Origin of the sequence: Streptomyces sp. NPDC059010, from assembly GCF_042740355.1 — a bacterium.
In the GTDB taxonomy this organism is placed as follows: Bacteria; Actinomycetota; Actinomycetes; order Streptomycetales; family Streptomycetaceae; genus Streptomyces.
Genome location: NZ_JBHYJA010000020.1, coordinates 1 through 26,208, shown reverse-complemented (window position 1 = coordinate 26,208; position 26,208 = coordinate 1). Strand labels below are relative to the sequence as shown.

The window sequence follows — 26,208 nt, the reverse complement described above, 5'->3', positions numbered from 1 at the left end:
TAAGTTTTTTCCCGCGGCGATGATTGTTTCGCGTGTTCCATCCGTACTTCCTGGGGACCAAGCCGCTCACGTCAGGAGGCACGATGCCCATCTCGCGCCGCATGGTAGGAACCGTCTTCGTGGGAGGCGCGCTAGTCCTCACCCTCTCCGCGCTCGCCTACCCGGCCATGCTGGGCCTGGACAACACCTCCACCAGCCAGGACCGTGTCATCACCAATACGCAGTTCGGGCCCCTGACCGAGGCGGACCGGGACTTCGTCGTCAAGGTCCGCGCGGCGGGCCTGTGGGAGCACCCGCTGGGCATGATGGCGATGCAGCGCGGGACGACCCCGGAGATGAAGGAGGCCGGCAAGCACCTGGTCGTCGGACATGCCCGGCTCGACCTCGCCTGCCGCAAGCTCGCGTCCCAGCTGAACATCACGCTGCCGAACCAGGCCAGCCCGCAGCAGCAGCAGTTCGTGGCGACGGTGGACTCCAAGACGGGCAAGGAGTTCGACGCCACGGGCGTCGCGATCATGCGGGTGACGCACGGGCAGATCTTCCCGGCGATCGCGAAGATCCGGGGCACCACGCAGAACAGCCTGGTCCGTCAGCTGGCGGACCTGGCCAACGACACCGTGCTCGACCACATGACGGTCCTGGAGAAGACCGGCCTGGTGAACTTCGACGCGAACAACTTCCAGCAGACCACCCCGCCGAAGCTCCCCAAGGACCAGATGACCCCGCCCGCACCCCAGCCGGGCTCGCCGGTCCTCACGCTCTCCATCCCCAAGGGACTGGAGGACCTGAACACCGCGTCCCCGTCGGCGCTGCCGAGCGCTGACGTGAAGTGACGGCGGCGATGGGCCGCCCCCGGATCGTGCTGCTGGTCGTGCCGTGCGGTGAGACGGCACGACGGCCCGTCTGCCACCCCACGGGGTGAGACGGCAAGTCAGCCCGTCTTCCACCCCCACGGCGTGTCCATCCGCTCCCACTCCGCGGCCCACTCGTCCATCCGCCGCCGCTCCAGCCCCAGCCGTACCACCCAGGTGCAGCCGAGCACGACGCCGCCCGCGGCCCAGCCGGCCAGGATGCCTCCGGCGACCGCGTGGAGCAGGATCTCGGTCTCGGTCAGCGGCTCGTTGACGACGGCGCCGTGCCGGTCGGCCCACACCACGACCTTGCTGCCCGCGTGCGTCTTGGGCGGCACCCGAGCGTCGTCGGTGTGGGTCGTACCGTCCGGGTCGGTCCAGCGGACGGTGCCCCATACGAGATGGTCGGTGGTGACCCGTGAGGCACCCGGATCCGCAGCGTCCTTCACGAGTACGGCCGTGACCTTGTGGCTCGCGGCCCGCTGCTCCTTGGCGGAGTGGGTGACCGCGTCCGCCGCCGCCAGCCCCGCGAACAGGGCACCGACCAGCGCGAACACCCATCCGGCCAGCACGACCCAGGCTTCGACGAGGTCGCTGCGCCGCCTCAACGGGCTGCGCCGCCACCGCCACAACCGCACCCTCGGGCACCCTGACGCAGCCATGCCGACACCCCCTTGAGCACCGACGGCACACATATCCAGTGTGCGCCCCCTGTGGAAACCTGCCTCCCGAACCGCCCCATTGAATGAAACATTCAGCATCCCTAGCATCTCCCGGTGGATACATTCACCCCGGGAGGATTCGTGCTTCCATCCCTTCGTGTAGTTCCAGCGGTCCTGCTCCTGGCCATCGGCCTCACCGCGCCGTCCGCGACCGCCGCGCCCACGTCCGCACCCCCTGACCAGGCTCAGGCCCGGGCCCCGCAGGTGTGGCCAACGCCCAAGAGCATGCACACGGGCCCGGCCCGCCTCGCCGTCCCGGACCGGGTCGTCGAGGTCGTCGGCCCGGACACCGACCCCTCCGCCCGGCGCCTCGTGCAATCCGTCCTGCGGGACGCCGGCGCCCGGCACATCGTCACCGTGCCCGCGGGCGAGAGACCCCCGGCCGCCGCGCTCACGGTCTACGTCGGCGGCCCCACCGAGAACACCGCCACCGGCCCGGTGTTGAGCCGACTGGGCGCCAAGTCCCCGGCGGGACTGCCCTCCGGCGGCTACGCCCTCGCCTCCGGCCGCTCCCACGGCCACGCCCTCGTCGCCCTCTCCGGCACCGACACCACCGGCACCTTCTACGCGGCCCAGACCCTGCGCCAACTCGTCACACGGGACCGCCTGCCCGCGGTGAACGTCCGCGACTGGCCCACGGCCGGCCTGCGCGGAGTCATCGAGGGCTTCTACGGCACCCCCTGGTCCCACGTCGAACGCCTCGCCCAGCTGGACTTCTACGGCCGTACGAAACAGAACGTCTACGTCTACTCGCCCAAGGACGACGACTATCTCCGGGCCCGCTGGCGCGACGGGTACCCGCCCGCCGAGCTGGCGAAGCTGAGGGAGCTCGTCGACCGGGCCCGCGCCAACCACGTCCGCTTCACCTACGCCCTCTCCCCCGGACTCTCCGTCTGCTACTCCTCCGACGCCGACATCAAGGCGCTCACCGCCAAGTTCGACTCGCTGTACGCGATCGGCGTGCGGTCCTTCGCGATCCCGCTGGACGACATCAGCTACACCAAGTGGAACTGCCCCGCCGACGAGGCGGAGTTCGGGACGGGCGGGGGTGCGGCGGGCACCGCGCAGGCCCGGCTGCTGAACACGGTGTGGCGGGAGTTCAGCGCCGGGCACGCCGGCCTCCAGCCCCTGGAGATGGTCCCGACCGAGTACTCCGACCTCGCCGACTCCCCGTACAAGAAGGCGCTGCGGGAGAAGCTCGACCCGTCCGTGGTGGTCGAGTGGACCGGCGTCGGCGTGATCGCGCCGACGATCACCGCCGAGCAGGTGAGGCAGGCCCGTGCGGTGTACGGCCACCCGATCCTGGTCTGGGACAACTACCCGGTCAACGACTACGTCACCAGCCGCCTCCTGCTCGGCCCCTGCACCGGCCGGGAGCCCGGCGTGGCCGAGGAGGTCACCGGGGTGACCGCCAACCCGATGGTCCAGGGCGAGGCGAGCAAACTCGCGCTGTTCACGTCGGCCGCGTATCTCTGGAACCCGGGCGCCTACGATCCCCGGGCCGCCTTCCTCGCCTCCGTGAGGGATCTCGCGGGGCCCGGCGCCTCGAAGCGGCTCGCGAAATGGCTGCGGATCTTCGCCGAGAACAACTACTCCTCCCAGCTGGATCCGACCGAGTCCCCCACGCTCACCGGGCTCATCGAGGCGTTCCGCAAGGCGTACGAGGAGGACAGCGGACTCGACCGTGCGGCGGCCCGGCTCACGTCCTACTTCGCCGACATGGCCGCCACCCCGGGCCGGTTGCGGGCCGGCCTGGACAACCCCGGGTTCCTCGCGGAGACCTCCGCCTGGCTGGACAAGCTGGGCCGTTACGGCACCGCGGGCGGGACGGCCGTGGAGCTGCTGCTGGCCCACAAGCGCGGCGACACGGACGCGGTGTCCCGCCACTGGGCCCAACTCCGGGCGCAGCGGGGGCAGTTGGATGCCATCCCGCAGCAGGTCTCCCCGGGTGTGATGGACCAGTTCCTCTACACGACGATGCTGGACACCGCGCCCGACCCGGGCATCGACGCCGCCTTCTCGCCCGGCTCGCTGTCACTGAAGCCGGGGGCCTCCGCCAAGGTCACCCTCGACCTGTCCGACGCGCGGGCCAGGACCGTCAGCTGGCGGCTCCACGTACCCGACGGCGTTACCGCCACGCCCGCCGAGGGCACGGCGACCACCCCGGCCTCGGTCACCGTCACCCTCACCGGCGTCACCGAGGGCGTCCACTCCGTCGTCGTGTCGGGTGCGGGGCTCCTCGCCCGCGCGCTCCCCGTCCAGGTCACGGACGGCACGGGCACGCCGCGCGCGCTGACGGCCGACTTCAGTGGCGCGTCGGTGAGTTCACTCGACCTGTCCAGCGGTACGAGCAGGAACATCGCGGTCGGCGACAACCCCGGCGAGGTCGTCGTCGGCGCGGACGGCCGGACCGCGTACGCCGCCAACCAGGGCTCGAACACGGTCAGCGTGATCGACGTGGCGAAGGGCACCGTCAGCGCCACCGTCGCCGTGGGCAGGGTCCCCGCCGGGCTCGCCCTCACCCCGGACGGCCGTACGCTCTGGGTCGCCAACTACACGGACGGCACGGTGCAGCCGATCGACACCGGCACGCTGACGGCGGGCACACCGGTCCCGGTGGGCTCCGGGCCGGAGAACATGGCGGTCACGCCCGACGGCCGGACCCTGTACGTGGCCAACATCCACGACAACACGGTCAGCCCCGTCGACCTCACCACCCGAAGCGCCGGCCGGGCCATTCCGGTCGGGCCCCGTCCCTTCAACGTCGTCGCCGCGCCGGACGGGCGGACGGTGTACGTGTCCAACTCCGGCGGCTCGACGGTGACTCCGATCGACACGGCCACCAACGACACCGCACCGACGCTGCTGGTCACCGGCCAGGCCTACGGCCTCGGACTGTCGCCGGACGGGCGGACCCTGTGGGTCAGCCCCAGCACCGGGGACTACGTGACACCGGTCGACACGGTGACGGGCGCGCCCGGCGCCAAGGTGACGGTCGGGCGGTCCGCCTTCGACGTCGGCCTGGACTGGAACGGCGCCACCGCCTACGTCACGACGGCCGACGGAAACGCGCTCGTACCGGTCGACACCGCGTCGGGCACCGCCAAGGAGGCCTTGAAGACCGGCGCCTACCCGCTCGCCGTGGCGCTGACGCCGGTACCGGTGGAGTGATCAGCTCGCGGTACGCCGGATCCGTCCGGCGTACCGCTTCTCCAGCTCCAGATTGCCCTCGAAGCCGCCCGGCACATTGGCCGAGACGTACACCGGCGGGCGTTCCCCGGCGGCGAGGAGCAGGGCGGAGGCCTCGGCGACGGCCATCTGGACGAGCATCACGCCGGTCAGCGTGGACAGGGCGCAGACCGCGCCGCCCTCGGGGAGCTCCAGCAGGGCGTCGCCGCGCGGTGCCCGGTTGTCGAGGACGACGTCGGCGAGGTCGGCGAGCTTCCTGCCGCTGGGGTGCCCGGCGGGGACGGCGCGGGTGTGGGCGAGGGAGGTGATGGCGAGCAGGCGGTGGCCGTGCTCCTTGGCGTGCAGGGCCATCTCCACCACGACGTTGTTGACGCCGGAGTTGGAGATCACGACGAAGAGGTCCTGGGGGCGCGGTGCGGCCAGTTCGTAGAGGCGGCCGGCGACTCCGGCGCGGCGCTCCAGGAGCGGGTCGTCGAGGACGCTCGGGGGCTCGCCGCCGTACAGGACGAGGTCGGCGATGCTGAGGCGGTTGGTGGGCACCAGTCCGCCGGCCCGTCCGGCGAGTTCGAGGACGATGGCCTGGGAGTGGCCGGTGCCGAAGGCCTGGATCACGCCGTCCGCGCGCACGCAGTCGGCGATCAGCCCGGCGGCGCGGGCCACGTCGTCGCGGGCGGACTCGGTCGTGCGGTCGAGGACGGCCATGCTCTCGCGGGCGAAGCGCCGGGCGCTCACGGAGTCGTCGGACACGCGTCACTCACTCCCCACTGGTGGATTGAACCACCTCGTACTACTCCATCGATGAATCAATAAATCACACCCGGGACGGCCCCGGCAATGACCCGCCCATGACCCACCTGAGCCGCCACCCCTGGACGGCCCCCGGCATTCGGTCCTGGTATTCATCAAGTGAGCGGAACGGTGGCTGCTACCTTCTTCCCATGCCCTCGACGGACGTCACCACACTGATCCGCACCGAGCTGCCCCGGCTGGCCGGCTCCCTGCGGAAGGTCGGCGAGCTGATCCTGGAGGATCCGGCCGCCGTCACCCACTGCTCGGCCGCCGAGCTGGGCCGCCGCACCGGCACCTCGCAGGCCACGGTGACCCGCTTCTGCCGGGCCATCGGGCTCGACTCCTACCAGCATCTGCTGATCGAGCTGGCCCAGGAGCGCGGTCGCGGCGAGGTCTCCGACTGGGGCACCGCCGAGATCGGCCCGGACATCTCGCCCGACGACAGTCTGGAGCGGGTCGTGCAGGTCGTGGGCACCGCCGATCTGCGGGCCATCCAGCAGACCATGGACCGGATCGACCTCGACGCGATCGAGCGGGCGGCCCAGGCGCTGGCCCGCGCCCGGCGCATCGACGTCTACGGCGTCGGCGGCAGCGGCGCCGTGACACAGGAGACGGAGACCAGGCTGTTCCGGATCGGCTGCTCGGTGCGCGGCTGGACCGAGGTGCACGCGGCGGCCACCTCCGCGGCCCTGCTCACCCCGGCGGACGTGGCGATCGGCATCTCCCACTCCGGGGCGACCCGCGAGACGCTGGAACCGTTCGAGATGGCCAAGGAGCGCGGCGCCACCACCGTCGCCCTCACCACCGACCCGCGCTCCCCGCTCGCCCGGGCGGCCGACATCCGGCTCGTCTCGTCGTCCTCGGAGACCAGCTTCCGCGCCGAGAGCATCAGCAGTCGGCACTCGGTCCTGATGCTCGTGGACTGTCTGTACGTCCGGGTCGCCCAGCTCACCTACCAGCGCGCGAGCGCCTCGCTGGCGCTGACCGACCACATCACCCCGCAGCACGCGGTGAAGTCCCGCCGGACGCGCTGAGCCCGCCCGGCCTGTCCGGGACTGCATGGATGAACCACCAAGGATGCGCCCGAGTGGTTGTTTGAGCCACCCCGCCGGTGCCAGGATGGGGCTCCCCCACGAGTACTCGTAGGAGCCCCATGCGCGTCATCTCTGTCGAGTCGACCGAGCTGTTCGTCGGCACCGAGGACCGGCCGCGGCAGGTGCTGGCCGTCGAGATCGGGCACACTCCCGGCCGTGCGGTCCGCCTCACCGTGGAGGGGCCGGGTGTGCACGGCACCGCCGAGGCGGCCACGGGGGACGACGGCACGGTACGCGCCGAGATACCGGTGACGACCGACCTCGCCCCCGGCGACCGTACGCACATCAGGGTCACGGCGGAGGACACCGAGGACCCGGACCAGGCCGCGCAGCACTCCACCGCCTTCACGGCCGCCGAACCCGGCTGGACCATGTTCATGGTCAGCCACTTCCACTACGACCCCGTCTGGTGGAACACCCAGGGCGCCTACACCGAGACCTGGGACGTCGCCGACGACCGCGCCTCCACCGGCCTGCCCGCCCGCACCTTCGACTCGCGCGGCCAGTCCGGGATGAGCCTGGTCCGGGCCCACTGCGAGCTGGCCCGGCGCGACCCGGCGTACACCTTCGTGCTCGCCGAGGTCGACTACCTCAAGCCCTACTGGGACGCCTTCCCGGAGGAGCGCGCCTTCCTGCGCCAGCTGATCCGCACCGGCCGCGTCGAGATCATGGGCGGCACCTACAACGAGCCGAACACCAACCTCACCGGCGCCGAGGCGACCGTACGCAACGCTCTGTACGGCGACGGCTTCCAGCGCGGCATCATCGGGGCGTCCCCGGAGACGGCCTGGCAGCTGGACGCGTTCGGGCACGATCCGCAGTTCCCCGGGCTGATGGCGGACGCGGGGGTCAGCTCCAGTTCATGGGCGCGCGGCCCTTTCCACCAGTGGGGCCCGACGCTCTCCGTCTTCGGCGAGGAGCCCCGCGACCCGAAGCGGATGCAGTTCCCGGCGGAGTTCAGCTGGATCGCGCCGTCCGGGCGCGGCCTGCTGACGGCGTACATGGTCAACCACTACGGCGCCGGCTGGGCGATCGACAACGCGCCCACCCTGCCCGCGGCCGAGGCGGCCGCACTCAAGCTGTTCAAGGGCCTGAAGCAGGTCGCGCTCACCCGGAACGTCCTGCTCCCGGTCGGCGGCGACTACGCACCGCCGTGCCGCTGGGTGATGGGCATCCACCGGGACTGGAACGAGCGTTATGTCTGGCCGCGGTTCGTCAGCGGCATCCCGCGCGACTTCTTCGCCGCCGTCCGCGCCCAGCTCGACGCCGAGGGCCGCAAGGCGTCCCCGCAGACCCGCGACATGAACCCGATCTACACCGGCAAGGACGTCTCCTACATCGACACCAAGCAGGCCCAGCGGTACGGCGAGACGCTGCTCGCCGACGCGGAGGCCTGGGCGACGCTCGCCTCGCTGGTGGCCGGGCACCCCTATCCGGACGCGGCACTCGACAAGGCCTGGCGGCAGCTGATCTACGGCGCCCATCACGACGCCATCACCGGCTCGGAGTCGGACCAGGTCTACATCGACCTGCTCACCGGCTGGCGGGAGCTGTACGACCTCGCCGGGACGGTGCACGCCGACGCGACCGACGCCCTCGCCCGCCGGGTCGCCCAACTGCCGGGCGCCACACCGGACTTGGTGGTCTTCAACGCGGCGACCTGGCAGCGGCGGGACGTGCTGACGGTCGAGGACCCGGGGCTCGTCCCCCTCGACGACACCGGCCTGCCCCTGCCCGCCGTACGGGAGGACGGCGCACTCCGCGTCGTCGTACCGGAGGTGCCCGGCATGGGCCTCAAGGCACTCCCGCTCGCCGAGGGCAGCGTCCCCGGCTGGACGCGCGCCGAGGGCACCACCATCCGCAACGAGTTCTACGAGGTGACGGTCGACCCCGCACGCGGAGGCGCCGTCAGCAGCCTGCGCGCGCTCGCGGAGGACGGCCGGGAACTGCTGCGCCCCGGCGACATCGGCAACGAGCTGGTCGTCCAGGAGGAGTACCCGAGGCACCCGCGCTTCGGCGAGGGCCCCTGGCACCTCACACCGACCGGCACGACGGCCGCCCGCGGCCGGGACGTCACGGCCGACATCGATGTCGAGCACTCCCCCGCCGGCGCGCGCATCACGGTCCGCGCCGACCTCGGCCCGTTCCGCTACACGCAGCGCCTGACGCTGTGGAAGGGCGTAGACCGCCTCGACCTCACCACCACCCTCGACGGCTACGACGGCGCCGACCGGCTCATCCGGGTCCGCTGGCCCTCCGACGTACGGGGCGGGCTGCCGGTGCACGAGGTGGCGGACGCGGTGATCGGGCGTGGGTTCGGGTTCGTGGAGGTGGACAGCGAGCGGTTCCCGTGGACGCTGGACAACCCGGCCAACACCTGGTTCGGGCTGGGCTCCACCGCACGGGTCGCGGTCGCCGACGGCTCCGGGCTACCGCTCGGTGAACGGTCCATCGGGGTCGCCGAGTTGGTGTACGCCTCCTGGGACGACGCCGGTGAACTGGGCACCGCGCTCGCGGCGGCCCTGGTGCGGGTGGGCGTGACGGCGACGTCGACGATCGCCGGGGGCCCGCGCTACGGCGATCTGGAGGTCGACTCCAATCTGCCCGACATCCGGATCGCGGTCGGCGCGCCCGAGCGCAACTCCGTGGTCGCCGAGGCCCTCGGCTGGGACCCGGCGGCCGGGCGGGAGCTGCGCCGCCAGCTGGCCGAGCGGGGCGTGGCGGCCGTCTGGGTCGCGCCGCGCGCCTCACTTCGCGAGGAGTGGGTGCCCGGCGCCGACCTGCGCGACCTGGAGCGGCTGCCGCTGCTGGTGGTGGCGGGCGCCCGGCCCGAGGACGACGCCAAGGCGGTGGACGCGCTGATCGCCGACCTGGACGACGGGGTCGTGTCGGCCACGGCGGCGGGCGGCGGCGAGGCCCTGCCGCCCGGGGACGCGTGGGACGGGCGCAGCTTCGCGGTCCTGAACCGGGGCACCCCCGGCTGTGTGATCACCTCGTCCGGTGACCTCTACATGTCGCTGATGCGCTCCTGCACCGGCTGGCCCTCCGGCATCTGGGTCGACCCGCCCCGGCGCACGGCGCCCGACGGGTCCGCCTTCCAACTGCAGCGCTGGTCGCACACGTTCGAGTACGCGGTGGTCGCGGGCGCCGGCGACTGGCGGGAGCTGCGGCTGCCGCAGGCCGGGCACGCCTTCAACCATCCGCTGACGGCACGGCTGAGGCGGACGCCGGCCGAGGATGCCGTACTGCCCAGGAAGGCCGTGCTGTTGGGGCTCGAACCTGCCGGGGAGGTGCTGCTCGACGCGTTCAAGGCGGCCGGGTCGCCGCTCGCGCGGGGGAGTGTGGCGGCGGCCGATCCTGGGCGCGGGGTCGTCGTACGGGTGCATGAGGTGAACGGGCGGCCGGTGCGGGCGCGGGTGAGCGGGCCGCGGGAGTGGACGGAGGGTGCGCGTGCGGACGTACTGGAGAGGCGGGGCGAGCCGCTGACGCCGGACGGCCAGGGGGCACTCGACCTCACCATGACAGGCTTCGAGGTCGCCACCGTCCTGGCCGCCACCGAAGCGACGCACACCTCACCCGGCCAGGGCGTCGCCGCCCATGAACCCGCCCAGCCCGCCCCCACCCGCTACTGGCTCCACAACTCCGGCCCCGCCCCACGCGGCAACATGCCGGTCACGGTGTACGTCTCTCCGACCACGCTCACCGCCTCCTACGGCCCCGTCACAGCGACAGTCCGGGTCGCCTCGGAACTGACCGACGCCCCCGTCTCGGGCACGGTGAGCCTGCACGCCCCGCCCGGCTGGTCCGTCGAACCGGCCGAACTGCCCTACACCCTGGGCCCCGGCGGCTTCACGGTCGCGGAGGCCACGGTGACCCCACCACCCGACGCCGAGCCGGGGCGGCACTGGCTCGCCGCCCGGCTGTCGTACGGCGGGCAGACCTACGAGGACGTCGTGGCGCTGGACGTGGCGGACGGGCATCGCGGTCCAACGCTGCTGGCAGAGCCGGGAGTCGAGCGGGTCAACGTACGGCGGGGTGAACGGGCCCGGCTGCCGGTGACCCTGCGCAACACGACCCGGGGACCGATCACCGGCGCCCTGTGGGCCGTCTCCTCATGGGGAACCTGGGCGGGCGTATCACCGGGCTGCCAGGGCTTCACCGTGCCCGGCGGGGAACGGCTGGAGTGCGTGATCGAGGTGGACGGCGGGGCGGTGGCGCCGGGTTCGTACTGGCTGATGGCGAAGGTGGGCTGGCATGGCTGCGTGGCGTACACGGCGGCGGTGGAGCTGGAGGTGACGCCATGACGGAACAGCACAGTGAGACGGAGTACGCGGCTCGCGTGCAGGGTGAGGAGGTCCCGAGAAAGAGAGTGGACGCCTTCCTGACGGCCGGTCCGACAACGCCCCCCAGGGGCGCAGGGAACTGCGCGACCAGCCACGACGAACCCGCAGACACACGACAACCTGCCCCGGCACTCACAGCGAACCGCTTGGCCCGAGCGGAGCGCCAACGCCGCCGCTGGGCCACCCAGGTCGTACTCATCGACGAACTGGCCCGCCGCACCTGCGCGGAGCGCGGCCTACCGGCCCCGCCGGACGTCTCCCCCGCCGCCATGCTGACCGTGCCGGAGGCAGACGTCGCCGACCTCGGCAGCATCATCGCGGCCGCACTGGCCCACTCCCCCGCCGCCCGCGCACTGCTCACCGCACTGGAGGGCGAGCAGCACATCCCGGAGGAAGCGGTACGGGAGTACTACGCCCGCAACCGGGACCGCCATCTGACCCCGGACGCGCTCCGGCGCGGTGTCGATCCCTACGGCGCCTCGGCCGAACCGGCGGACTTCCTGACGTACGGCCAAGTCCGCGACGGCATCGGACGCGAGCTGCGCAGGGCGGCCGGCCGGGTGGCGTTCTTCGACTGGCTGGACGGAGTGCGCGGGGGTGTGGAGTACGCCCCGGGACACGAGCACCCCGGCGACCCGTCCCACCCGGACCACGAGCACCGCCACTGAAGCGAACTGAACCCGAAAGCAACACGGCACCTCTTGACCTCCGATGAATTCTGGTCCACCTTTTCATCAATCGGAGCCGAAGTTGGTTAATTGAACCGCCATCGGCAGGTTGCAGGAGGGTACACATGCGTGCGAGACGACTGACCGGAACTCTGACCTGCCTTGTCCTTCTGACGCTCACGGCCGCCGGCTGCGGCCTGTCCGGCGGATCCGACGACGGCGACGCCACGGCCGGCGGCTGCAAGGTCGACAAGGCCAACGTCGGGTCCGGCGCGCTCTCCGGGGACGTCAAGGGCGACATCACCTTCCAGACGACGAACCTGAAGAAAGACTTCGGCGACTACTTCAACGGCGTCATCTCCGCCTTCGAGAAGGAGCACCCGGACACGAAGGTCAAGTGGATCGACGACCCCGGCGACGCCACCTTCACCCAGCGCCTGGTCGCCGACGCTCAGGGCTGCACGCTGCCGGACGTGGTCAACATCAACGTGAACACGGCGGTGGCACTGACCAAGAACGGCTATCTGCTCAACCTCGACAAGAAGGCGCCGGACGCGGGCAAGCCGTTCACCGAGGCTATGTGGAAGTCGAGCACCTACGCCGAGGCCGACGGCACCAAGGTGCACAGCGTGCTGCCCTGGTACTCCGGCGGCATCGTGCAGACCTTCAACACCGAGTTGCTGACGAAGGCGGGCCTGGATCCGGCGAAACCTCCGACGTCCGTCCTCGGTCTGTTCGCCGACGCCGAGAAGATCGCCAAGGCGTCCGACGGCAAGTACTACGCCTTCCTGGCCAACCCGCAGCTGCGCATCCCGGCCGACTGGCAGCAGATGGGCATCAGCGTCCTCTCCGCCGACGGCAAGAAGTTCACCTTCGCCGACGACCCGCGGACCGTGCGGTGGGTCGACGGCATGACCAGGCTCTACAAGGCCGGGGCCATGCCGAGGGACTCGCTCTCCTCCACGCAGGACTCCTCCACCGTCTACGGCCAGGGCAAGCTGGTCTACGGCTCGACCAACCCCAACTACCTGCGCTTCATCCAGCAGAACAACCCGTCCATCTACGAGAAGACGGGCGTCGCCCGCTACATGCTGGACGACCTCGGCCACACCGTCGGCGCCCCGCAGTACGTCGGTGTCGCCTCCACCAGCAAGAACGCGTCCACCGCGCTCGCCTTCGCCCAGTTCCTGACCAACGCGGAGAACCAGCTGGCGTGGGCGAAGGACCCGAACGTCGTCATCTTCCCGTCGACGACAGCGTCGCTGAAGGACCCCTTCTTCCAGTCCGCGCAGGGCAGCGACCCGTTCGCCGAGGCCCGCAAGATCGTCGCCGGTGACCGGCAGACCGCCACGGCGGACGAAATCTCCCTCACACCGGGCAAGTTGAACGCCATCGCGGCTCAGATCCAGCTCGCGATGCAGGGCAAGAAGAGCGCAGGGGACGCGCTGAAGGAAGCCCAGTCCAAGGCCAACGAGCTGATCGAGCAGGGCAGCTGACGATGGCTCAGCGCACCGTACCGGCCAAGGCGCCCGTTCCCGCTCCCCCGGGGGCGGGCGCCCCGCGCCCCGGCGTATCCCCCACGCCCCCTGCGCCCGGGCCGCTGCGCCGTGCCCTGCGCGCCGTCACACCCGGCCCGTCGGTGGACGCGGGGGGCGCGGCGCTGTACCGCCGCTGGTGGCTGCCGTGGCTGTGGATGCTCCCGGCGATCGTCGGCACGACCGTCTTCGGGGTGTTCCCGTTCCTCAACACGATCCTGGTGTCCTTCACCGACGCCAAGCCGCTCGGCGGCGCGTACGACGTGGTGGGTCTGGACAACTACACCCGGATGCTGGGGGATCCGGACTTCTGGCTGGCCACCCGCAACAGCCTGCTGTACGCGCTGATCGTGGTCCCGCTGATGGTGCTGCTGCCGCTGCTGCTCGCGGTCCTGGTGGAGAAGAACCTCCCGGGCATCGGCTTCTTCCGCTCCGCCTTCTACACCCCGGTCCTCGCCTCGTCCGTGGTCGTGGGCCTGAGCTGGCAGTGGCTGCTGAGCGACCAGGGGCTGGTCAACACCTGGCTGCAGAAGGCGCACCTGATCCGCGAGGCCGTCCCCTTCCTGTCCGACTCCTGGCTGATCCTGCTGTCGGCGATGGGCCTGACGCTGTGGAAGGGCCTCGGCTGGTACATGATCTTCTACCTGGCCGCGCTCGGGAACGTGCCCAGGGAACTCCACGAGGCGGCGGCCGTGGACGGCGCGGGCGCGATCCGCCGCTTCTGGCATGTCACGGTCCCCGGCGTCCGTACCTCGATGATGCTGGTCGGCACCCTCACCGGCATCGGCTCGCTGCGCGTCTTCACCGAGATCTACATGCTCGGCGGCTCCACCGGCGGCCCCGGCGGCGCCGACCGCACGCTCCCCTTCTACATCCGCGACGTCGGCCTCGACCCGCTCACCGGCAACGCCGGCTACGGCGCGGCGGTCAGCGTCGCCCTGTTCGCGCTCACCCTGGGCCTGACGCTGCTCGCCCAGCGCCTGACGAAGGAGGACGAGGCATGACCACGGCTGTGCGGGGGCGCAGGCGCCTGATGCCCCGCTGGCGCGACTACGGCCGCCCCCGCGAACTCCTCGTCCGCTACCTGCTGTTGGTCTTCGTCCTGTTCATCACGGTCGGCCCGCTGCTCTGGCAGGTGCTGTCGTCCCTGAAGGGCGCGGGCGAGGACGTCTTCGGCGCGGGCGCCTCCCTGATACCCCGTCACCCCACCCTGCGGGCCTACCGCGAGGTGTTCGCCCAGGTCCCGGTGTGGACGTACATCAGGAACAGCTTGTTCGTCGCGGTCATCTCCATCACCAGCCAGCTCGTCTTCTCCACCATGGCGGGCTACATGCTCTCCAAGCCGGGCTGGAAGGGCCGAAAGCTGGTCTGGGTGCTGCTGATGGCGTCCATGATGTTCCCCTTCGAGTCGATCATGGTGTCGCTGTTCCTGAGCGTCCGGGACATGGGCCTGGTCGACAACCTGGTGGGCGTCTGGCTGCCCGGCTTCGTCGCCGCGATCAACGTCCTCATCATGCGGGCCGCGTTCCTCGCCGTCCCGCGCGAGATCGAGGACGCGGCGATGCTGGACGGCGCGGGCGAGTGGAAGCGGTTCCGCCATCTGTACCTGCCGTCGGCCTACGGCGCGATCCTGGTCGTCACCATCAACACCTTCATCAGCGCCTGGGACGACTTCCTCTGGCCGCTGATCGTGCTTCGCTCCGAGGAGCACTTCACGCTGACACTGGGCCTGGCCCGGCTGCAGACGTCCTCGTTCGGCTACGACCAACGGCTGGTGATGGCGGGCTCGGTGATCTCCGTGGTCCCGGTGCTGGTGCTGTTCGTGATCACTCAGCGGTGGTTCTACAAGGGGGTCTCGTCGGGGGCCGTGAAGCTCTGAGTCGGTACGGCGGCCAGCGCCGCCCGCGCCGACTCGGCGACCCGGAACTCGACCACCGTGCCGGGCGGGACGGCGGCCTCCTCGTCGGCGCCGAGCGGGAACGTGACCGTGCGGGTCTCGCCCGGCGCCAGCTCGACGGCCTGGAATCCGCACAGTTCGAGGGTGCGCGGCCAGACGGGTGTCCGCAGTCGGCGCAGATAGAGCTGGGCGACCGAACGGCCGTGCCGCCGACCGGTGTTGGTGATGTCGGCCTCGACCGCGAGCCCGGACAGCCGCGGTGGGCCGTAGGCGAAACTCGTGTACGACAGCCCGTGCCCGAAGGAGTACCGCGGCTCGGCACTCTCGTCCACGTAGCCGCCGTACTCGATGTCCTTGTGGTTGTAGTGGACGGGGAGCTGGGCGGCGGAGCGCGGCACGGACAGCGGGAGGCGGCCCAGCGGCTCCCGCAGCCCGAGCAGTACCTCGGCGATCGCCTCGCCGCCCCACGGGCCGGGGTACCAGGCGGTGAGCAGGGCGCCCGCGGTGTCGGGCACGACGTGTGGGCGGCCCTGGACCAGGACGACCGCCGTCGGCGTGCCCGTGGCGATCACGGCGTCCAGCAGCGCGTACTGGGCGCGGCCCAGCCCCAGCCCGGACAGGTCGGCGCCCTCGCCGCAGGTCATGTGGGAGACGCCGGTCCGTGCGGCGCCGTTGGCGTCGAACTCCGTGTCGGGCGTACGGGCACTGCTGCCGCCCAGCACGAGCACGGCCAGGTCGGAGGCGGCGGCCGCGGCGACCGCGGCGGGGATGCCGGAGAGGTCGTCGCCGGTGAGGGCGCATCCGAGGGTGTGGCGGATGTCGACGCCGGGCGGGGCGAGGGTGCGCAGGGCGTCGAGGACGCCGGTGCCCGTGCCCGGAGGTTGCGGGGCGGTGTAGTCGCCCAACTGGTGGGCGGCGGTGGCCGATTGGGGTCCCAGTACGGCGATACGGGAGACGGAGTCCGGTACCGGAAGTACGTCGTCGTTGCGGAGCAGCGTGACGGCGGCGCGGGCGAGGGCTGTGCTCAGGTCCCTGCCGCCGGTCGGGGGCGAGGTCGGGTCGCCCTGCCGCCGGTCGAACAGCCCCAGCCGGAACTTGAGCCGCAGGACGCGGGCGACGGCGGCGTCCACGGCCTCCTCGGCCACCAGCCCTCGCTCGACCGCCTCTTCCAGACGGGTGAAGCCCTCGTCCCAGAGGCTCAGATCGACACCGGCGTCGAGCGCGAGCGCGCCCGCCGACACCTTGTCGCCGGTGATCCGGGCCAGCCGGTCCACGGCGAGTCCGTCCGCCATGACGAGGCCCTCGAACCCCCAGCGTTCCCTGAGGAGTTCGGTGAGCAGGGCGCGGTTGCCGGCGCAGGGCAGGCCGTCGACCTGGTTGTACGCGGCCATGACGGCGGCGGCCCCGGCGCGGATGCCGGCCCGGGCGGCGGGGAGGTGGATCTCGTGCAGTTCCCGGAGCCCCAGTTCGGACTCGGCGGAGTTCCGGCCGCCGACGGTGGCGCCCTGACCGGCGAAGTGCTTGAGGACCACGGCGGCCTTGTCGGCGGCGAAGTGCTCGCCGGGCGCGCCTGTGCCGGGCTCACCCTGCATGCCGCGTACGACGGCCTCCGTGAGGCGGGCCGCCAGGTACGGGTCCTCGCCGAAGCACTCCTCGGTGCGGCCCCAGCGCGGGTCACGGGCGATGTCCAGCGCCGAGACCAGGGCGACATGCCCACCCCGGGCGCGTAGTTCGGCGGCGGCGTGGGCGGCGGCGCGCTCGTACAGCGCCGGGTCCCAGGTGGCGCCGACGGCCAGATTGACCGGGAGGACCGTGCCGTCGAGGGCCATCAGTCCGTGCGGCACCTCCTCGACGAACAGCGCGGGGATCCCGAGCCGGCTGCGCTCGACGACATGCCGCTGCACCAGCTCGGCGAGGGCCGCGCCGTCCTCGGCACCGGGTCCCTCGCCGTGCTCGACGCCGGACCAGGCGTCGGCGCGCTGGAGGCCGTAGAGGGCGCCGAGTCCCTCGAAGCGGTCGGTCTCGGCGTACAGGGCGTCGGTGAGTTCCAAGCCGCCGTCGGGGGTGCGGCGGTAGGCGTTCCAGCCGTACATCCGCTGGTTGAGCTGGCCGACCTTCTCGCGCAGGGTCATACGGGAGAGCAGGTCGCGGACGCGGGTGTCGACGGGGGCGGTGGGGTCGCGGTGGAGCGGGGTGCGTGGGGGTTGCGGGGTGGGCGGGGTTTGCGCGGTGTGCGGGACGTCGGTGCGGTGCCGCTGGGCGGCGGAGCCGGTCATCCGTCGTGTCCCGCGGAGTGTCCGTCGTGTCCCACGTCGGGTCTCACCTCGTGCCCCATGTCGTATCCCAGGCGGGCGAGGGCGACGGCACCCCTGGAGCCGTCGGGGACCCAGTCGAGGGTGAGGCCGAGCGGCCGCGTCCGGGCGGAGAGGGGGCCGGTCAGCGGTCCGTCCGGGCCGAGCAGGCCGCCGGTCGCGACGATCCGCTCCCCGGGCCGGGGTTCGAGAGCGCGGACGAGGCCGGACAGATGGCCGGCCGCCGCTTCGAGGATTCCCTCGGCCACGGCGTCCTTGTGGGCGGCGGCCTCCGCGACGAGCGGTGCCAGTTCGGCCAGTTGGACCGGCGGCCGGTCCATGACGGCGGGGAGCAGGTGCATGCGGTAGGCCTCGTGCCGGGCCCGGGTCCAGGACGCGGTGTCGTACGGGCCCGGAGCACCCGGCGGCAGCACGTCCTCCGGCACCCCCAGCGCCCGCCCCACCGAGGCGCCCAGCGCCGTCGGCCCGCCCCGCCCGTCCGCCATGCGCAGCGCCACCCGCACCGCCTCGCGCCCGATCCAGAAGCCGCCGCCGTCGTCGCCGAGCAGCCAGCCGTCCCCGCCCGCTGTCGTGGTGCACGCGCGTGCGGTGACGCGTGCCGCGACCGCGCCGGTGCCGGCCACCAGGGCGAGCCCGTCGGCGGGATGCCCGGGCGCCGAGGCGAACGCGGCCTCGATGTCGCTGTGGACCTCGACCTCGGCGGCGTCGATGCCGAGCCGCCGCAGGGCGATGGTGAGCGCGGCATGCGCCCTGACGCGGCCCGGCTCGTCCGGAGCGGTACGTGAGGCACCGGCGAACCCGCCCGCCACCGCCACGACCCGGCCGCGCAGCGCCTCCGGCACGGCGCGGGCGAGGGCCTCGGCGAGATGCTCGGTGAGTTGCGTGCCGGGGACGGTCAACGCGTTGCCGGGTCCGGAGACGCCCTCACTCTCCGGCTCGCCCTCGCCCACGGGCGCCAGGACGGCGCGCGTGCGGGTGCCGCCGGCGTCGAGGCCGACGACGTACGAGGTCTGGTTCAAATCACTATTCATCATCGACCATGGTGGTTGATACATTCGCTGGGTACAAGGCCAGGAACACGGACAGGACGGCAGGACGGTCAGGACTCGGGGAGGATCCCATCCACACGCTCCGCTTCGGCGTCAACTACACGCCCCGCCACGGGTGGTTCCACTCCTGGCACGACTTCGACCCGGCACGCGCGCGTGCGGACCTCGACGCGATAGCCGCACTCGGCCTCGACCACGTCCGCGTCTTCCCCCTGTGGCCGCTGCTCCAGCCCAACCGCACCCTGATCCGCCCCACGGCAGTGGACGACCTGACGCATCTGGTCGACCTGGCCGGCGAGGCCGGTCTCGACGTGATGGTGGACGCCGTACAAGGCCATCTGTCGAGCTTCGACTTCTACCCGGAGTGGACGCGCAGCTGGCACCACCGCAACGTGTTCACCGACCCCGAGGCCATCGAGGCCCAGGCCACCCTCCTGCGCACTCTCGGCCACGCCCTCGCGGGCCGCCCCCACCTCATCGGCCTCCAGCTCGGCAACGAGCTCAACAACCTGGTCGAGCACAACCCGGTGACGGCGGACGAGGTCGACCACTATCTCGACACCCTGCTGGCCGCCGCCCGGGACGGACTCGGCGACGGCGGCGGCCTGGTCACGCACTCCGCGTACGACGCCGCCTGGTACGGCGACGACCACCCCTTCACTCCCGAGGCCTCCGCCCGCAAGGGCGACCTGACCACCGTCCACCCGTGGGTGTTCTCCGGCGACTGCGCCCGCCGCTACGGCCCCCGCTCCCCGCACGTCCGCCATCTCGCCGAGTACGGCACCGAGCTGGCCAAGGCCTACGCGACCGACCCGGCACGTCCGGTCTGGGTCCAGGAGACGGGCGCGCCGCAGCCGCACATCCCGGCCGCCGACGCACCGGACTTCGCGCGCGCCACCGTACGGAACGCCGCCGAGTGCGCGGGGCTGTGGGGCGTGACCTGGTGGTGCTCCCACGACGTGGACCGCTCACTGTCCGACTTCCCGGAACTGGAATACACACTGGGCCTGTTCGACTCGTCCGGCCACCCGAAGCCGATCGCGAAAGCCCTCGCCGAGACCATCGCCGAACTGCGCCGGGCCCCTGTGGGCGCGCCGCCGCGCGACATCGCCCTGGTGCTGGACTGCGAGCCGGGCACGCGCTCGGTGTCCGGCCCCGGCGGGGCGTACTTCGAGTCGTGGATGCGGCTGCGGACGGAAGGGGTACGCCCGGCGGTGGTCCTGGCCGCCCGGGCAGAGGACACGGAACACCTGGCGGCGCGGGGCATCAGGGAGGTCGTACGACCGACTTGAGCACTTGCGACCGGCCTGAGCGCCGCGGGCCGACCTGAGCACTGAGGGCCGGACGCCCGTCAGACCCCCGCCAGCACCTCGGCCACCGCCCGCAGGTTCACCCGCCCCCGCCCGTAGGAGCACAGCGCGCCGCCTTCCGGCAGCCCCGTGTCCACCCGTACCGCGTCCGGTCGGCGGTCCAACAGGGCGTCCCGCAACCGCAGTTGCCAGGGGTGCAGCCCGGCGTCGCAGGTGGCGACGACCAGTGGAGCGGCTCCGCAGTGGCGCACGATGCCCTCTACGAGGGCGTCCGGGTCGGCGCACTCACCCGTGACCGCCGTGCCGGTGGCCGTGGGGTCGACGGCGCGTACCTCGGTCAGCAGGTCCTCGCCGCCCCAGTTGAGCGCGGGGTGCGGCGGCGGGAAGAGGTCGACGACATGGGCGCCGCGCACGGCGGGCGGTACGCCCCGGCCGCGTACGGCGCGCCGCGCGGCCGCGAGACCGGCCCCGGCGTCCCAGTCGGCGACCTCGCCGGGCGGGGTGGCATAGCGCTCGGCGAGCCGTCGCACCCGGCCGGCGGCCTCCTCGACGCGTTCCGGGGCGAGCACGCCGGTCCGCAGCGCGTCGAGCACCGCGTCCCGGCAGGCCAGCGTGACGTCCGGATCCGCCACGGCGACGATGACCTGGTCGGCCCCGGCGGCGAGGGCGATGCGCGCGCCGGCCGCCTCGCCGTACGCGTCTGCGATGGCCTTCATCTCCAGCGCGTCGCTGACGAGGACGCCGTCGAAGCCGAGGTCGTGGCGGAGCAGATCGCCCAGGATGCGGCGGCTGAGCGTGGCGGGCCGGTTGGGGTCGAACGCCGGGAACACGACATGGGCGCTCATCAGCATCGGCACACCCGCGGCGACGGCCGCACGGAACGGTTCGAGGTCGACGCGGAGTTCGTCGTACGGCCGCGGGTCGACGGCCAGGCCGTGGTGGCTGTCGGTGACGGTGCCGCCGTGGCCGGGGAAGTGCTTGGCGCAGGAGGCTATGCCGCGGGCCTCGGTGGCGGTGATCCAGGCGCGCAGATGGCGGGCGGCGAGTGCGGGGCCGGCGCCGAAGGAACGGGTGCGCACGATCGGGTTGTCCGGCCGGTGCTGGAGGTCGGCGACGGGGGCGTAGGAGGCGGTGATGCCGAGGCGGGCCAGGTGTCCGGCGAGCGCGTCGGCACAGCGGGCGGTGAGGTTCGGGTCGTCGGCGACGCCGAGGGCGTAGGAGCCGGGGACCTCGGGGGCGCCGGCGCTCACCAGGTGGCCGATGCCGCCGCCCTCGTTGTCGATGGCGACGAGGAGGTCGGGGCGTATGGCCCGCAGTTCGTCGGTGAGGTGGCGCACCTGGTGTGCGTCGCGGATGTTGCGGGTGAAGAGGATGACGCCGCCGAGGCCGCGGTCGATGAGCTCCTTGAGGGTGTCCGGCACGCTCGCGACCCCGTCGAACCCGGCGACGAGACAGCGGTGGGCGGCTTCGTCCAGGTCGGCGGGGAGTGCGGCGGCCGATCGGAGGGGGACGTGCTCGTGTTCGAAAGGGCTCACCTCGACAATGCTCTGGCTGGGTAAGCCGAAAGTCAACCATCCGATGGCTGGCTGATTCAGCAGCCCGCACCCCAGCACCATCACGCACCCCTCCCTTCACACAACGGAGTGACATCCCCCGGTCGCGTCGCTCATCCGCCGACGCCCCGTCGGTTCCCGGACACCGTCGCGTCACACCGGGCGGGCACGTTGCCGTCGTCCCCTCCTGCCCTCGCCCTCTAGCCGTCCGCCCGCGTCAGCGTGGGTGCGACGCGGAAGGACGACCGCGCCGTGTCCTCCTCGCTCCCGCTCAGCGATCTCCCCGGACCGCTGCCCACGCGCCCCGCCCCGGCCATCCCGGCCACCACCGCTCGCCCCACCAGCCCCATCTCCTCCACTCCCCCCGCCTCGGCCCTCCCCGCCGCCGCCGAGGCCCCCACCACACCCACCCCCTCCCCCTCCCCCTTCTCCCCCGCCCATCTCGCCCGCCACGCACTCACCCTGCTCCCGCTCCTCCTGATCGGGGCGTGGGCGGCGGCCGACTGGCACACCGTGCGCGACGGGGCCGCCCGGCTTGTGTCCGCCGACCCCTGGTGGGTGCTGGCCGGTCTGTTCTTCACATGTATGGGCTGGGTCGTCGCCGCCGTGGTGCGCCAGGGTTCGATACCGGAGCGGCTGCCGCCGGGCCTGCTGCTCGCGTCGCAGTTCGCGGCGGGCGCCGCCAATCACGTGCTGCCGGCGTCCATCGGCGCCCACGCCGTCACCCTGCGCTTCCTCCAGGGCCAGGGCATACCCCTGGCCCGGGGCACCGCCTCACTCGCCCTGTACTCGCTGGCCAAGCCGGTCGCGAAGACGGCCGTACTGCTCGGCTTCCTCGTGGCCTTCCCCGAGCTGCTGCACCTGGGCGAACTCGTCCCCGACCGGCGGACGTCGCTCCTGGTGGCCGGCGGCGTGACGGCGGCCCTCGCGACGGCGGCCGTACTCGTGACGACCGTACGGCCGCTGCGCCGCCCCCTGCTCGGCTTCGTCCGCACCGCGCTGACCGACGCCCGGATCCTGCACACCCGGCCCAGCCGCGTCCTCGCCCTGTGGGGCGGCGCCGCGGCCACGCCGCTGCTCCAGGCGAGCGTGATCGCCTCGGTCGGTTTCGCGCTCGGTCTGCCGCTGTCCTGGACGCAGGTGACGCTGGCCCTGCTGCTCGCCAGCACCGCCGTGGGCGCCGTGCCCGCGCCCGGCGGTATCGGCCCCGTGGACGCGGCCCTGGTCTTCATGATGGTCACCTTCGGCGCCCCGATGGGCCTGGCCGCGGCCACGGTCATCGGCCACCGCATCCTCACGGTCTGGGTCCCGCTGCTGCCGGGCGCACTCGTACTGTCGATCATGGTTCAGCGCAAGATCCTCTGACCGGGACCTTCACGCGCGTCCCCGGCCTCTCCCGCCAACGCGGCCGTTGAATAGACGCGACGACTCGTCTAGTCTATTAAATAGACGCAACGGTGAGTCTTGTCTCGCTCGCGCGTCGCTCAACCCGCACCGACTCACGAGAGGCCACAGCAGTGGGCAACCCCACCGTCCGGCCCATGGACTCCACAGGCCCCACGGACTCCACGGACTCCATGGACTCCGCGGCCCGAACCAACGCACCGGAGAAGCGGAAGGGCGGCGGACTCGCCGTGTTCAGCGTGGCCTTCGCCTTATGGATCACCATGGCCGGCACCACGGCCCCGACCCCCCTCTACCCGCTCTACGGCGAGCGGTTCGGCTTCATGCCCTTCACCGTGACGGTCGTCTTCGCCGTCTACGCGCTCGGCGTCGTCCTCGGACTGCTGCTCTTCGGGCCGCTGTCGGACCAGGTGGGGCGTCGCCCGGTGCTCATCGCGGCGACGCTGCTGTCCGTGTGCGCCGCGGCCGTCTTCCTGGTCGCCGAGAACGTCGGGGCCATGCTCGTCGCCCGGGTCATCTCCGGCTTCTCCGCGGCCCTGGTGACCGGCGCGGCCACCGCGTCGCTCGCCGAACGGCTGGGGCCCGGCGCCCGCGTGAGGCCCGCCACCCTGGCGCTGTTCGCCAACATGGGCGGCCTGGCGTGCGGCACGCTGCTGGCCGGCGTCCTGGCCGACGTCGCCCCGTCCCCGCTGCGCACACCGTGGGTCGTCATGCTCGTCCTGGCCGCCATCGGCATGCTCGGGGTCATGGTGAACGGGGAGAGCTCCGCGCACCGGTCCGGCTTCTCCCTGCGGTTCCAGCCGCTGCACGTGCCGGGCGAGATCCGCTCGGACTTCCTGCGCTCCGCCATGGCGGCCGGTTCGGGCTTCGCGGTGCTCGGCGTGCTGACCGCCGTGACCGGCCTGTTCCTCGGCACCGTGCTCAACGAAACCAGTCATGCGCTGACCGGCCTCGTGGTCTTCATCGCCTTCGCCTGCACCGCGTTCGGCCAGCTCCTGGTGCGCACCCTCAAGCCGGTCACCGCCCTGCCCGCGGCCTGTCTGGGCCTGATCGTCGCCGCCGGCCTGATCGCCACGTCGATGGCCACCGGCACCCTGGCACCCCTGCTGACCGGTGCCGCGGTGAACGGCCTCGCGACGGGAATCGCCGTGGGCCACGGCATCGGCGGCATCACCACGCGCAGCGCTCCCCAGCACCGGGGCGCGTCGGTGTCCACCTTCTTCGCGATCCTGTACGCGATGCTGGCGGTTCCCGCGATCGGCGTGGGCGTCCTGATCCGCGAGACCAGCCTGCGCCCCGCGGGCGAGACGTTCAGCGCGGTCGTCGCCGTACTCTCCCTCGGTGTCCTGCTCAGCCTGGTGCGCACCGGCAAGAGGGCCGCCTGACCGATCCCGCCCCTGTGCCAGAATCCTCAGCAGCCGTACGAGTCGAGAGGTTGACGGGACCATCAGCGCCACGCGTAAGCCACGACCGGCCTGTGAACAGACCGAGGTCATCAGCCGAACCGGCCCGCGCCGCAGCGAGAGTGTCCGGCTGGCGGTACTGCACGCCGCGGACGACCTCCTCGTGGAGCGGGGGTTCGCCGGTCTGACCATCGAGGGCATCGCCCAGCGCGCGGGCGTGGCCAAGCAGACGATCTACCGCTGGTGGAAGTCGAAGGTCGACATCCTTCTGGACACCCTCATCGACGACGCCCGTGAGGCCCTGCGGTGGCGGACGGACGGGACCGTGAGCGCCGAGGAGAACCTCGTCGCCCATCTGCGGCGCGTGGCCGACTTCTTCGAGGAGCCGGCCGGCCAGGTGCTCCAGGCACTGCTCGGCCACGCCCAACTGGAGAGCGACACCGCCACGTCCCTGCGGGACGGCTTCCTCAAGGAACAACGCGAACGCGACACGACCGGCCTGCGCGAGCTCCTCGCCCGCGATCACGGACCCGTCATCGACGACCGGACCCTCGACCACCTCGTCGACCTGCTCCTCGGCCCGCTCTACTACCGGGTGCTCGTGTCCGGCACACCCATCGACAGAGAGCTCATCGACTCCACGGCCCGGCTCGTACTGGCCCTCGCCCACGAGCCGTCACCCGAGATCTGATCACTCCCCGACCCGCACCACCGCCACCGTGATGTTGTCCGGCCCGCCCGCCTCGATCGCGGCCTTCCACAGCTCGAAGGCCGCCCGCCCGTCGTCGTGCTCGCTCAGGATCTCGTCCAGTACGTCCGTGGTCAGCGGGTCCGTCAGACCGTCCGAGCAGATGAGGTAACGCTCGCCGGGCGCCAGGGACCGGGACGTCACATGGGGATGGACGGCACGGTAGGTGGGTGAGCCGCCCAGGCACTGGGTGACCAGGGAGGTGGTCCGGCCGGGCGGATGGGGCGGATTGTCGTCGACGCTCACCTGGCTCAGCCCGTCGCCGCCGGCCACGAAGACCTGGCTGTCGCCCACGTTGAACACGAGCATCGATTCGGGCTGTACGACCACACCGGCGACGGTGGTCCCCATGGCGGTGAGCGGGGTCTCCTCGTCGCCTCCCGCCGCCTGGTACACGGCACGGTTGCAGGCGTTCACGGCATCGCGGACGGCGACCTCGCTGGTCAGGGCAGGGCCCAGCGCGGCGAGATTCCGGGCGACCAGAGAGCTGGCCACATCACCGCCGGGATGCCCGCCGAGCCCGTCGGCGACGGCCACGACGAGCGGGGTGCCGAGTGGGAAGACCAGGGTCTGCGGATTCTCGGTCACCGTGCCGCACAGGGTCCACGGCCCGACGACGAGGCTGTCCTCGTTCCGCTCCCGCAGCAGCCCGGGATGACTGATCGAACTCACCGCGACATACGGCACGAGGCGCCACCGCCTTCCGGCCCCCCTACGAGTCTAGGAACACCCGCATCCCACCCGCATCCCACGTGCCGGCGCGGCCGGGATCACCCCTGGCCGCGCCTCCTCCGCACAGAAGGACGGCCAGCCTTGGAGCGCGAGCGTCCCAAGCGCCGAGTTCGCCTGGCCATGCGCACCAGGCAAGCGGTGATCGGTTCGGGCTGCTGGCGGGCGATGCCGCCTGGTTGACCAGCCGGTCGAGCGAATTCCGCAAGGGCGTGGACCCACTCCCGTGTCCTTGTGCCCGGCGAGTTCGGCGGCAATCTGTGGGAGGACGACCTCTTCGTCCGCTGGTCCGGCGGAGAGGTGACGGTCTACGGAAACACCCAGGCCGACGCGCTGGGCCGGGAGTACCAGCTCGTGCCCCCGCCCGCCAGGGGCAGCGCGCTCCTTCGCGGACAGCACAGCGGTCGGCCCGCCGGAAGGGAGACAGCCGCCGAAGAGTCCTGCGACTCGGTGTGCGGCCCCGGTCTGCCGCGGCGGATCACCACGGACAAGTGAGAAACAACCCGCGTTGAGCCGGGGGGGGGGGGGGGGCCCCCCCCCCCCCCCCCGCCCGCCCGGGGGTTAGAGGGTGACACGCAAATACAGGCGGGGGTGGGGGGGGGGGTGTTTAAA

The 26,208-nt window shown here is 72.2% G+C and carries 19 protein-coding genes; 13 read left to right on the top strand and 6 right to left on the bottom strand.

What is annotated here, in order from left to right:
* Window positions 1-83 precede the first annotated feature (83 nt).
* Window positions 84-833, top strand: a complete 750-nt coding sequence (locus ACFWYS_RS22565; protein ID WP_384771723.1) for a DUF4142 domain-containing protein — start codon at window positions 84-86, stop codon at window positions 831-833.
* 98 nt (window positions 834-931) lie between these two features.
* On the opposite strand, the gene ACFWYS_RS22560 is transcribed toward ACFWYS_RS22565, so the two are convergent.
* Window positions 932-1,513, bottom strand: coding sequence for a hypothetical protein (locus ACFWYS_RS22560; protein ID WP_384771721.1), 582 nt, complete (start codon window positions 1,511-1,513; stop codon window positions 932-934).
* Window positions 1,514-1,654: 141 nt separating this feature from the next.
* Here ACFWYS_RS22560 and ACFWYS_RS22555 point away from each other — a divergent pair, with 141 nt between their 5' ends.
* Window positions 1,655-4,744 carry a beta-N-acetylglucosaminidase domain-containing protein gene (locus tag ACFWYS_RS22555; protein WP_384771718.1) on the top strand — a complete coding sequence of 1,030 codons (3,090 nt, stop codon included), beginning with the start codon at window positions 1,655-1,657 and terminating at the stop codon, window positions 4,742-4,744.
* On the opposite strand, the gene ACFWYS_RS22550 is transcribed toward ACFWYS_RS22555, so the two are convergent.
* Complete coding sequence (locus ACFWYS_RS22550; RefSeq protein WP_384771716.1) at window positions 4,745-5,509, bottom strand: sugar isomerase domain-containing protein; 765 nt, start codon at window positions 5,507-5,509, stop codon at window positions 4,745-4,747.
* Between the two features lie 191 nt (window positions 5,510-5,700).
* Between ACFWYS_RS22550 and ACFWYS_RS22545 the strand changes: the two genes are divergently transcribed.
* The 6 genes from ACFWYS_RS22545 (at window position 5,701) to ACFWYS_RS22520 (ending at window position 15,070) form a co-directional block, all read left to right on the top strand.
* Window positions 5,701-6,585, top strand: coding sequence for a MurR/RpiR family transcriptional regulator (locus ACFWYS_RS22545; RefSeq protein ID WP_384771713.1), 885 nt, complete (start codon window positions 5,701-5,703; stop codon window positions 6,583-6,585).
* A 119-nt stretch (window positions 6,586-6,704) separates the two neighbouring features.
* On the top strand, window positions 6,705-10,949 hold the full coding sequence (locus ACFWYS_RS22540; RefSeq protein ID WP_384771710.1) for an NEW3 domain-containing protein: 4,245 nt from the start codon (window positions 6,705-6,707) through the stop codon (window positions 10,947-10,949).
* Entirely contained in the window at window positions 10,946-11,656 is a 711-nt protein-coding gene (locus ACFWYS_RS22535; RefSeq protein ID WP_384771707.1) for a peptidyl-prolyl cis-trans isomerase, read from the top strand. Before ACFWYS_RS22540 ends, ACFWYS_RS22535 begins: the two co-directional genes overlap by 4 nt.
* A 125-nt stretch (window positions 11,657-11,781) precedes the next feature.
* On the top strand, window positions 11,782-13,152 hold the full coding sequence (locus ACFWYS_RS22530) for an extracellular solute-binding protein (protein WP_384771705.1): 1,371 nt from the start codon (window positions 11,782-11,784) through the stop codon (window positions 13,150-13,152).
* A 2-nt stretch (window positions 13,153-13,154) separates the two neighbouring features.
* The gene (locus ACFWYS_RS22525) at window positions 13,155-14,195 is read left to right on the top strand and encodes a carbohydrate ABC transporter permease (RefSeq protein WP_384771702.1); all 1,041 of its coding nucleotides are present in this window, start codon (window positions 13,155-13,157) and stop codon (window positions 14,193-14,195) included.
* Window positions 14,192-15,070: a carbohydrate ABC transporter permease gene (locus ACFWYS_RS22520; protein ID WP_384771700.1), complete on the top strand. Its 879-nt coding sequence runs from the start codon at window positions 14,192-14,194 to the stop codon at window positions 15,068-15,070. The genes ACFWYS_RS22525 and ACFWYS_RS22520 overlap by 4 nt, the downstream gene beginning before the upstream one ends.
* On the opposite strand, the gene ACFWYS_RS22515 is transcribed toward ACFWYS_RS22520, so the two are convergent.
* Window positions 15,034-17,220, bottom strand: a complete 2,187-nt coding sequence (locus ACFWYS_RS22515) for a glycoside hydrolase family 3 N-terminal domain-containing protein (protein WP_384772075.1) — start codon at window positions 17,218-17,220, stop codon at window positions 15,034-15,036. The two genes, ACFWYS_RS22520 and ACFWYS_RS22515, sit on opposite strands and share 37 nt — an antisense overlap.
* A gap of 140 nt (window positions 17,221-17,360) precedes the next feature.
* Complete coding sequence (locus tag ACFWYS_RS22510) at window positions 17,361-18,431, bottom strand: N-acetylglucosamine kinase (RefSeq protein ID WP_384771697.1); 1,071 nt, start codon at window positions 18,429-18,431, stop codon at window positions 17,361-17,363.
* 8 nt (window positions 18,432-18,439) lie between these two features.
* Here ACFWYS_RS22510 and ACFWYS_RS22505 point away from each other — a divergent pair, with 8 nt between their 5' ends.
* On the top strand, window positions 18,440-19,741 hold the full coding sequence (locus ACFWYS_RS22505) for a glycosyl hydrolase (protein WP_384771694.1): 1,302 nt from the start codon (window positions 18,440-18,442) through the stop codon (window positions 19,739-19,741).
* Between the two features lie 59 nt (window positions 19,742-19,800).
* Here the strand turns inward: ACFWYS_RS22505 and ACFWYS_RS22500 are convergent, their stop codons facing one another.
* Window positions 19,801-21,294, bottom strand: coding sequence for a glycoside hydrolase family 3 N-terminal domain-containing protein (locus ACFWYS_RS22500; protein WP_384771692.1), 1,494 nt, complete (start codon window positions 21,292-21,294; stop codon window positions 19,801-19,803).
* A 270-nt stretch (window positions 21,295-21,564) separates the two neighbouring features.
* On the opposite strand from ACFWYS_RS22500, the gene ACFWYS_RS22495 reads away from it, so the two are divergent.
* From ACFWYS_RS22495 to ACFWYS_RS22485, 3 genes are all read left to right on the top strand, one after another.
* Window positions 21,565-22,677: a YbhN family protein gene (locus tag ACFWYS_RS22495; RefSeq protein WP_384771689.1), complete on the top strand. Its 1,113-nt coding sequence runs from the start codon at window positions 21,565-21,567 to the stop codon at window positions 22,675-22,677.
* Window positions 22,678-22,853: 176 nt separating this feature from the next.
* A complete protein-coding gene (locus tag ACFWYS_RS22490; RefSeq protein ID WP_384771686.1) occupies window positions 22,854-24,101 on the top strand; it encodes an MFS transporter in 1,248 nt (415 codons plus the stop codon).
* 61 nt (window positions 24,102-24,162) lie between these two features.
* Window positions 24,163-24,810: a TetR/AcrR family transcriptional regulator gene (locus tag ACFWYS_RS22485; protein ID WP_384772073.1), complete on the top strand. Its 648-nt coding sequence runs from the start codon at window positions 24,163-24,165 to the stop codon at window positions 24,808-24,810.
* On the opposite strand, the gene ACFWYS_RS22480 is transcribed toward ACFWYS_RS22485, so the two are convergent.
* Window positions 24,811-25,554: a PP2C family protein-serine/threonine phosphatase gene (locus ACFWYS_RS22480; protein WP_384771683.1), complete on the bottom strand. Its 744-nt coding sequence runs from the start codon at window positions 25,552-25,554 to the stop codon at window positions 24,811-24,813. It lies immediately after the preceding gene.
* Between the two features lie 276 nt (window positions 25,555-25,830).
* On the opposite strand from ACFWYS_RS22480, the gene ACFWYS_RS22475 reads away from it, so the two are divergent.
* The gene (locus ACFWYS_RS22475; RefSeq protein ID WP_384771680.1) at window positions 25,831-26,091 is read left to right on the top strand and encodes a hypothetical protein; all 261 of its coding nucleotides are present in this window, start codon (window positions 25,831-25,833) and stop codon (window positions 26,089-26,091) included.
* Window positions 26,092-26,208 lie beyond the last annotated feature (117 nt).

What these genes read in the sequence shown, in the direction of transcription:
- ACFWYS_RS22505 (WP_384771694.1), top strand. Translation starts at nt 18,440, where the DNA reads ATGGTGGTTGATACATTCGCTGGGTACAAGGCCAGGAACACGGACAGG.
- ACFWYS_RS22515 (WP_384772075.1), bottom strand. Translation starts at nt 17,220, where the DNA reads ATGACCCTGCGCGAGAAGGTCGGCCAGCTCAACCAGCGGATGTACGGC.
- ACFWYS_RS22545 (WP_384771713.1), top strand. Translation starts at nt 5,701, where the DNA reads ATGCCCTCGACGGACGTCACCACACTGATCCGCACCGAGCTGCCCCGG.
- ACFWYS_RS22510 (WP_384771697.1), bottom strand. Translation starts at nt 18,431, where the DNA reads ATGAATAGTGATTTGAACCAGACCTCGTACGTCGTCGGCCTCGACGCC.
- ACFWYS_RS22530 (WP_384771705.1), top strand. Translation starts at nt 11,782, where the DNA reads ATGCGTGCGAGACGACTGACCGGAACTCTGACCTGCCTTGTCCTTCTG.
- ACFWYS_RS22490 (WP_384771686.1), top strand. Translation starts at nt 22,854, where the DNA reads ATGGACTCCACAGGCCCCACGGACTCCACGGACTCCATGGACTCCGCG.
- ACFWYS_RS22525 (WP_384771702.1), top strand. Translation starts at nt 13,155, where the DNA reads ATGGCTCAGCGCACCGTACCGGCCAAGGCGCCCGTTCCCGCTCCCCCG.
- ACFWYS_RS22565 (WP_384771723.1), top strand. Translation starts at nt 84, where the DNA reads ATGCCCATCTCGCGCCGCATGGTAGGAACCGTCTTCGTGGGAGGCGCG.
- ACFWYS_RS22540 (WP_384771710.1), top strand. Translation starts at nt 6,705, where the DNA reads ATGCGCGTCATCTCTGTCGAGTCGACCGAGCTGTTCGTCGGCACCGAG.
- ACFWYS_RS22560 (WP_384771721.1), bottom strand. Translation starts at nt 1,513, where the DNA reads ATGGCTGCGTCAGGGTGCCCGAGGGTGCGGTTGTGGCGGTGGCGGCGC.
- ACFWYS_RS22520 (WP_384771700.1), top strand. Translation starts at nt 14,192, where the DNA reads ATGACCACGGCTGTGCGGGGGCGCAGGCGCCTGATGCCCCGCTGGCGC.
- ACFWYS_RS22535 (WP_384771707.1), top strand. Translation starts at nt 10,946, where the DNA reads ATGACGGAACAGCACAGTGAGACGGAGTACGCGGCTCGCGTGCAGGGT.